Genomic DNA, 7,046 nt, shown 5'->3' on the forward strand with positions numbered 1-7,046 from the left:
GCAGTCCAAGGCCGCGCTGACGGTCGACCAGATGGTCGCCACGCTCGGGGCGGCGGCGGGCGTGACGGTGGTGTGCCTGCCGCAGGGCGGCTGCGAGGCGACCGAGCGGCGCGGCGTCGCCCCGGTGCGGCTGCTGCGGTCGGCGGGGGTACGGCTGGCGGCCGGCAGCGGGGCGCTGCGGGACGTCTCCAACCCGGTGGGGCGCGGGGACCCGCTGGAGGCGGCGTACCTGCTCGCCTCGCTCGGCGGGATGGCCGTCGAGGACGCCTACGGCGCGGTGAGCACGGCGGCTCGCGGGGCGATGGGGCTGGCGGAGGTACGGGTGGAGGCCGGCTTTCCGGCCGAGTTGCTCGCCGTGCGCGGGGAGCGCCTGTCGGGCGTGCTGTCCCTGGCGTACAGCCGGATCGTGGTGCACCGGGGCCGGGTGGTGGCGCGGACCAGCGCCGTACGGGAGTACTGCGACTCGGCGGCGGCGCTCGACCTGCCGCGGCAGGCGCGGCCGGAACGCCCCGATCCGGGAAGCCCTCCGGCCGGTCCCGTCGTACGGTCGTGAGTATGCGCATTGTCATCGCTGGAGGACACGGTCAGATCGCCCTGCGTCTGGAGCGGTTGCTCGCCGCGGCGGGGCACGAGCCCGCGGGGCTCATCAGAAACCCGGACCAGGCGGAGGACCTGCGGGCGGCCGGCGCGGAACCGATCGTCCTGGACCTGGAGTCGGCGACCGTCGAGGACGTCGCGGCGGCCCTGCGGGGTGCGGACGCGGCGGTCTTCGCGGCGGGCGCGGGCCCGGGCAGCGGCGTGGACCGGAAGGACACGGTGGACCGCGGGGCCGCGGTCCTCTTCGCCGACGCGGCGGAACGGGCGGGCGTACGCCGGTACATCGTGGTCTCGTCGATGGGCGCCGACTCCGGTCACCCGGGCGACGAGGTCTTCGACGCCTACCTGCGCGCCAAGGGCGCGGCGGACGACGCCGTACGCGCGCGTGGCGCCCTGAACTGGACGATCCTGCGCCCCGGCATGCTGACGAACGACGCGGGCAAGGGCCTGGTCCGCCTGGAGGCGACGACGGGCCGCGGCCCGATCCCCCGCGACGACGTGGCGGCGGTCCTGGCCGAACTCCTGGACACCCCGGCGACGGCGGGCCTGACCCTGGAACTGATCGGCGGCTCGACCCCGGTCACGGTCGCGGTGAAGGCCGTAGCGGGCAACTGACCGGGCGCGGGCCCTGCTCCGCCCGTCCACCCGAACACGAAGAAGGTCCCCGGCGCGAACACCGGGGACCTCCCTGTCGCGTGGCGATGCCCCAGAAGCCAACACACCCGGTTCCGGCCACAGGTCCGGTGAGAATTCAGGCAGTTGGAACTCGTCCGAGCCGAGGCTCTGTGAGCGGTTCGGTGCCTTCCCGCACCGCCGAGTCAGAGGAAGCATGCTTGCTCGACACGGTCCTCGGCGGCCGCGTTCGGCGGCGGTCCGTCTGGCGTAGCGGAAGTTGCTGCCCCAGACGCAGCGGGTTGCGATGAGCGGGTGGCTGGAAAACTGGGTGTCGAGTCGCTCCGGCGCATATTGCCCGTCGGGGTCGTGTCCGCCGACGCCGGAGCCCCCGCCGATCGGCGGTGTCCAGGGCCGAGGCTGAGGGCCGGCTGCAGTGGGTGACTCTTGTCGCGGTCAGCTTGCCGGGACTCGCGGCGCTGGGCGCTCTGCTGTTCACCTGGATGCAGGTAGGACAGGCCAGTAAGGAACTGCGGATCTCAGAACACGGACAGATCACCGACCGGTTCAATGCGGCAGTCGGCAATCTGGGAACTCAATCCATGGACGTCCGCTTGGGCGGGATCTACGCCCTGCAGCGCATCATGCAGGATTCCGCCCGCGACCACCCCACGGTCGTCTCCGTCCTTGCCGCCTTCGCTCAGCAACACGCTGGATCGAGTGCAGAGAGCCTGAAGGCACCCCTTGGTGGCACCTACGATCACGCGCCGAAGCCAGACGTCCGGGCAGCGATCGCCACGCTGGCCAGACGCGACCTCCGCCACGACGCCGGGACCGTCATCGACCTCAGCAGCACTGATCTCCGCGGCCTCCACTTTCCTGGCAAGGCGCCCATCGCGCTGCCCGGAGTGAGCCTGTACGAAGCAGACCTCCGCTGGGCCTATCTGAACGGCGCGGACCTCCAGAAGGCCTACCTGAACAACGCGAACCTGGACGCCGCTTTCCTGGAGAGAGCCGACCTCAGAGGGGCGCAGCTGCAGGGGGCGAGCCTCAGCAGCACGACGCTCAAGCGGGCGAACCTGCGCGGAGCGGACCTCACCTGCGGCAACCTTCTCCTGGATGCGGAGACCGGTGAGCTCGTCGAGCGGACGGACTGCGTCAACCTGGACCACGCCAGTCTGGACGGCGCGGACCTTCGAGACGCCAAGATGAGCGACACGAATCTGAGCAACGCCACCTTGAACGGTGCGGATCTTCGCGGCGCGGACCTTAGTCGCTCCAACCTGACCAACGCGGACTTCCGTGGCGCGAAGCTCGCCGGGGTGAAGCTGGCGGGAGCAACACGGACCGGCGCCATTGGGCTGCCGCAGGAGGACTAGCCGGTGCGGGCCGCCGAACTCGGAAGACGGTCAGCGCGGTGCCCACGCCGACGACCGGCTCCATTGCCTTCGCCCCACGGTTCGTCCAGACACGCCGTTGGGGAGCAGTGCGGGGTAAGACACCGACCCTGGTCTCACCTTTACATGCGAACGGCCCCCGATCAACGTTTCCGCTGATCAGGGGCCGTTCTTATCGCGTGGCGGCGCCAGGATTCGAACCTGGGTAGGCTAAGCCGACGGATTTACAGTCCGCTCCCATTGGCCACTCGGGCACACCGCCATGGGATGCGCTGCTCGGAGCCGCTTTTCGGCGGTGCTCCGGGGCAACGACGTAAACGATACCTGATCCTCAGGGGTGCTTCGCCACCGGATTGATCAGCGGTCCGCGGGTGATCGACTGACTAGGCTTGCCCCGTACGCCACGCAACCGCAACGCATTCGACGCAAGGAGCCACACGTCATGGCCGACTCCAGTTTCGACATCGTCTCCAAGGTCGAGCGGCAGGAGGTCGACAACGCCCTCAACCAGGCCGTCAAGGAGATCTCCCAGCGCTACGACTTCAAGGGCACCAACGCCTCGATCTCCTGGTCGGGCGAGAAGATCCTGATGCAGGCGAACGGCGAGGAGCGCGTGATGGCGATCCTCGACATCTTCCAGACCAAGCTGATCAAGCGCGGGATCTCGCTGAAGTCGCTGGACGTCGACGGTGAGCCGCAGCTGTCCGGCAAGGAGTACAAGCTCTTCGCGTCGGTCGTCGAGGGCATCTCGCAGGAGAACGCCAAGAAGGTCTCCAAGGTCATCCGTGACGAGGGCCCCAAGGGCGTCAAGGCGCAGGTCCAGGGCGACGAGCTCCGGGTCAGCTCGAAGAGCCGTGACGACCTGCAGGCGGTGCAGGCGCTGCTCAAAGGCAAGGACTTCGACTTCGCGATCCAGTTCGTGAACTACCGCTGACCCGGACTCCGCACGAAAGGGCACAACGGGGGCCCAACGCCGAGACCACCTCGACGGCTGCCCGCGTTGTGCCCTTGCCGTGCGGCCCCGGAATCCCCGGCGGAGCGGCCGGGGGGCCGCCTATGATCACCGCAAGGCGGGGCCGTAGCGCAGCGGTCGACGCGCGCGGTCTCCAAAACCGCGAGGACGCCGGTTCGAATCCGGCCGCCCCGCCCCTTCATCCGCCGGGCGATATTCGATCCACAGGCCTGGCCTCCCTCGCCTAGCCTGCGCGAATGGCCGTCCACGTAGAGAGCGCCGAGAGCCCGTCCGTCCGCGTGCGGCTGTGCGAACCCACCCGGCCGTTCCCGGAGATCGAGAACGATCCGATGCTCGACTTCCTCGTGCGTGCCCGGGGTGCGGGGGTGAGCGTCGACGTGTCCGTCCGCACCGTCGAGGGGGACGGCCTCGACCGCTTCCTCGACGGGTTGGCCGAGGACTTCCGCGGATGGGCCGGAGCGCGCGCATGGCGGTCCCTGGAGAACGTCCTGACGGTTTCGGCCACCCACGGCCCCCGAGGCTACGTCCATCTGACATGGGGGCTGCACAGCCACTGGCCGGCCGAGGAGTGGCACTTCGAGACGGTGACGGCTCACGCGCCCGGGGAGGACATGCGGAACCTCGCCAGGGATGTCCGGGCCCTTCTCGGCGGCGCCTCGTGACGTCGGCGAGTGGCTCCGGCGGTTACGGCCGGGCGCCCCTCGATTCCGTGCCGGGTGCCCGTCCGGGCGGCGCTACGGGAGTGTTGTGTCCGAAAACCGCCAGCCTCGGCGTCCGTGGAGCTCGCACACTGGAGGCGTAGGAGCGCGAGGAGAGGAACCGCCATGACCGTGTACGCGTACGTCGACGGGCCCCTGGGGCGGATGTTGCTCGTCGGGCGGCCGGCCGGCGGCGATGGGGCGGTCGAGCTGGTTTCGCTGTCGTTGCCGGGGCAGAAGGGTGGCGCCGCCGTCGAGGACGGGTGGCGGCACGCTCCCGAGGTGTTCGAGGAGATCGCCGGGCAGCTGGGCGAGTACTTCGACGGGCGGCGCGAGCGGTTCGAGATCGCGTTCGCGGACGGCGGTACGGAGTTCCAGCGGCGCGTCTGGCGCGCGCTGGAGGAGATCCCGTACGGGACCACCGTCTCCTACGGGGACATCGCCCGGCAGGTCGGGTCCTCCGGGGCCGCCGTGCGGGCCGTCGGGACCGCGATCGGGCGCAATCCGCTGCTCGTGGTGCGGCCCTGCCACCGGGTGGTCGGCGCGGACGGCAGCCTGCGGGGGTACGCGGCCGGTCTGGACCGCAAGGAACGGCTGCTCGGGATCGAACGGAACTGTTGATGGACGGGCTCTTCCCGCGCTCGCGGGCCGTCGTCGCCCCCGGCGCCATGCATGTGCCCGGGTGGCTCTCCCTCGACCGGCAGCGGGAGTTGGTGGCCGCCTGCCGGGAGTGGGGGCGGGGGCCCCTGACGTACGAACACACCGTGCTGCCCGGCGGCGGTGTCATGTCGGTGCGGTCGCTCTGCCTCGGGCGGCGGTGGGTCCCGTACCGGTATCTCGATGTCGTCGAGGTGGAACTGCCCCCATGGCTGCGCGCTTTGGGGCGGGACGCGGTGCGCGAGGCCTTCGGGGAGGCGGCGGACTTCTCGCCGGACGCCGCGCTCGTGAACTTCTACGACTCCGACGCCAGGATGGGGCTCCACCAGGACAAGGAGGAGCGGTCAGGGGCTCCGGTCGTGTCCTTGAGCCTCGGGGACCGTTGCGTGTTCCGGTTCGGGAACACCGAGAACCGGGGACGGCCCTACACCGACGTCGAGTTGGCGTCCGGGGATCTGTTCGTCTTCGGCGGGCCCTCGCGGTTCGCGTACCACGGTGTCCCCAAGGTGCTGCCCGGCACGGGAGATCCCGCTCTCGGGCTCCGCGGGCGGCTCAACATCACCCTCCGCGAGACGGGGGCCTCAGGAGGGCCCTAGCGCGAGCGTGAGTGGCCGAAGAGGATCCGGTACGCGATCAGGAGCACCAGCGCGCCGCCGATGGCCGAGAGCCAGGTGGCCGTGTCGTAGAAGCCGGTGGTGATCGGGCGGTCCAGGAAGGTGGACGAGATCCAGCCGCCGATGAAGGCGCCGGCTATGCCGATGAGGGTCGTGCCGATGAGCCCGCCCGGGTCGCGGCCGGGGAGCAGGACCTTGGCGACGACGCCCGCGAGCAGGCCCAGGACGATCCAGCTGATGACGTTCATGCCCCCGAAGACGCCTCCGCGACGGGGGCGGTTGCGACCTCCCCGTAGTGTGCGGTGCATGACACCCGAACTGCGCCGCTCACTCGGCGTCTTCGACGCCGTCGTCATCGGGCTCGGCTCGATGGTGGGGGCCGGGATCTTCGTCGCGCTCGGCCCGGCCGCCGGGGCGGCGGGGGCGGGCCTGCTGCCGGCGCTCGGGCTCGCCGCGCTCGTGGCGTACTGCAACGCGATGGCCTCCGCCAGGCTCGCCGCCCGCTACCCGGCCTCCGGCGGCACCTATGTGTACGGTCGCGAACGCCTCGGGCCGTTCCTCGGCTACCTCGCGGGCTGGGCGTTCGTCGTCGGCAAGACGGCCTCCTGCGCGGCGATGGCGCTCACCGTCGGGGCCTACGTGTGGCCGGAGCAGGCCCACGCGGTGGCCGTCGCGGCCGTGGTGGCGCTGACGGCCCTGAACTACGGCGGAGTACACAAGTCCGCGCTGCTGACCCGGGTGATCGTGGCGGTCGTGCTCGCCGTGCTCGCCGCTCTCGTCGTCACCGTGTCCGCATCGGGCGAGGCCGGCCTCGAACGTCTCGCGCTCGGCTCCGAGGTGACGGTGGGCGGGGTGCTCCAGGCGGCGGGGCTGCTCTTCTTCGCCTTCGCGGGGTACGCGCGGATCGCCACGCTCGGCGAGGAGGTGCGCGACCCGGCCCGGACGATCCCGCGGGCCGTACCGCTCGCCCTGGGCATCGCCCTCGCCGTCTACGCGGCGGTGGCGGTGGTCGTCCTCGCCGTCCTCGGGCCGTCCGCCCTCGCCGCCTCGCCGGCCCCGCTGGTCGACGCCGCCCGCGCGGCCGGCGCGGGGTGGCTGGTGCCCGTCGTCGTGGTCGGGGCGGCCGTCGCCGCGCTCGGCTCGCTGCTCTCGTTGATCCTCGGGGTGTCCCGTACGACCCTGGCGATGGCCAGGGACGGCCATCTGCCGACGGCGCTCGCCGCCGTCCACCCCCGCTTCCAGGTGCCGCACCGGGCGGAACTCGCGGTGGGCGCGGTCGTCGCCGTGGTGGCGGCCACGGCGGACGTGCGCGGCGGCATCGCCTTCTCGTCCTTCGGCGTGCTCGTCTACTACGGCATCGCCAACGCCTCCGCGTGGACCCTGGGCCGCTCGCACCGCCCCCTCGCTCCCGTTACAGCGCCTTCGTCGTGCGCGACGCGTCGTACCTGCTGCGTACCTGGGCCCCGGAGAGCCGCCCCGGCGAGGTCGACTTCGATCC

7 protein-coding genes, 2 tRNA genes and 3 pseudogenes are annotated in these 7,046 nt (G+C 71.4%); 10 read left to right on the top strand and 2 right to left on the bottom strand.

The window, feature by feature from the left end; genetic code table 11:
- The 3 genes and pseudogenes from AB0E14_RS38845 to AB0E14_RS38855 all read left to right on the top strand — a co-directional run.
- Positions 1-553: pseudogene (locus AB0E14_RS38845) on the top strand (hydrolase); the annotation flags it as partial.
- Between the two features lie 2 nt (positions 554-555).
- On the top strand, positions 556-1,212 hold the full coding sequence (locus AB0E14_RS38850) for an SDR family oxidoreductase (protein ID WP_362430015.1): 657 nt from the start codon (positions 556-558) through the stop codon (positions 1,210-1,212).
- A gap of 437 nt (positions 1,213-1,649) precedes the next feature.
- On the top strand, positions 1,650-2,588 hold the full coding sequence (locus AB0E14_RS38855; RefSeq protein WP_362430018.1) for a pentapeptide repeat-containing protein: 939 nt from the start codon (positions 1,650-1,652) through the stop codon (positions 2,586-2,588).
- Between the two features lie 198 nt (positions 2,589-2,786).
- Here the strand turns inward: AB0E14_RS38855 and AB0E14_RS38860 are convergent.
- Positions 2,787-2,868 (bottom strand) — tRNA-Tyr (locus AB0E14_RS38860).
- Positions 2,869-3,048: 180 nt separating this feature from the next.
- On the opposite strand from AB0E14_RS38860, the gene AB0E14_RS38865 reads away from it, so the two are divergent.
- The 5 genes from AB0E14_RS38865 to AB0E14_RS38885 all read left to right on the top strand — a co-directional run bounded on the left by AB0E14_RS38865 (position 3,049) and on the right by AB0E14_RS38885 (position 5,530).
- Positions 3,049-3,540, top strand: coding sequence for a YajQ family cyclic di-GMP-binding protein (locus AB0E14_RS38865; RefSeq protein ID WP_362430021.1), 492 nt, complete (start codon positions 3,049-3,051; stop codon positions 3,538-3,540).
- 137 nt (positions 3,541-3,677) lie between these two features.
- A tRNA-Trp gene (locus tag AB0E14_RS38870) sits at positions 3,678-3,753 on the top strand.
- 62 nt (positions 3,754-3,815) lie between these two features.
- Positions 3,816-4,241, top strand: a complete 426-nt coding sequence (locus AB0E14_RS38875; protein ID WP_362430024.1) for a DUF6228 family protein — start codon at positions 3,816-3,818, stop codon at positions 4,239-4,241.
- Between the two features lie 162 nt (positions 4,242-4,403).
- Positions 4,404-4,898: a methylated-DNA--[protein]-cysteine S-methyltransferase gene (locus tag AB0E14_RS38880; RefSeq protein WP_362430027.1), complete on the top strand. Its 495-nt coding sequence runs from the start codon at positions 4,404-4,406 to the stop codon at positions 4,896-4,898.
- Positions 4,898-5,530 (top strand): alpha-ketoglutarate-dependent dioxygenase AlkB, encoded by a 633-nt coding sequence (locus tag AB0E14_RS38885; protein WP_362430030.1) that lies wholly within the window; start codon positions 4,898-4,900, stop codon positions 5,528-5,530. Before AB0E14_RS38880 ends, AB0E14_RS38885 begins: the two co-directional genes overlap by 1 nt.
- Here the strand turns inward: AB0E14_RS38885 and AB0E14_RS38890 are convergent.
- Positions 5,527-5,796 carry a GlsB/YeaQ/YmgE family stress response membrane protein gene (locus tag AB0E14_RS38890; protein WP_362430033.1) on the bottom strand — a complete coding sequence of 90 codons (270 nt, stop codon included), beginning with the start codon at positions 5,794-5,796 and terminating at the stop codon, positions 5,527-5,529. The two genes, AB0E14_RS38885 and AB0E14_RS38890, sit on opposite strands and share 4 nt — an antisense overlap.
- A gap of 58 nt (positions 5,797-5,854) precedes the next feature.
- On the opposite strand from AB0E14_RS38890, the pseudogene AB0E14_RS38895 reads away from it, so the two are divergent.
- Together AB0E14_RS38895 and AB0E14_RS38900 are read left to right on the top strand one after the other, a co-directional pair.
- Positions 5,855-6,934, top strand: a pseudogene (locus AB0E14_RS38895) (amino acid permease); the annotation flags it as partial.
- 41 nt (positions 6,935-6,975) lie between these two features.
- Positions 6,976-7,046: pseudogene (locus tag AB0E14_RS38900) on the top strand (preprotein translocase); the annotation flags it as partial.

Source organism: Streptomyces sp. NPDC047981 (genome assembly GCF_040653315.1).
Classification (GTDB): Bacteria; Actinomycetota; Actinomycetes; order Streptomycetales; family Streptomycetaceae; genus Streptomyces.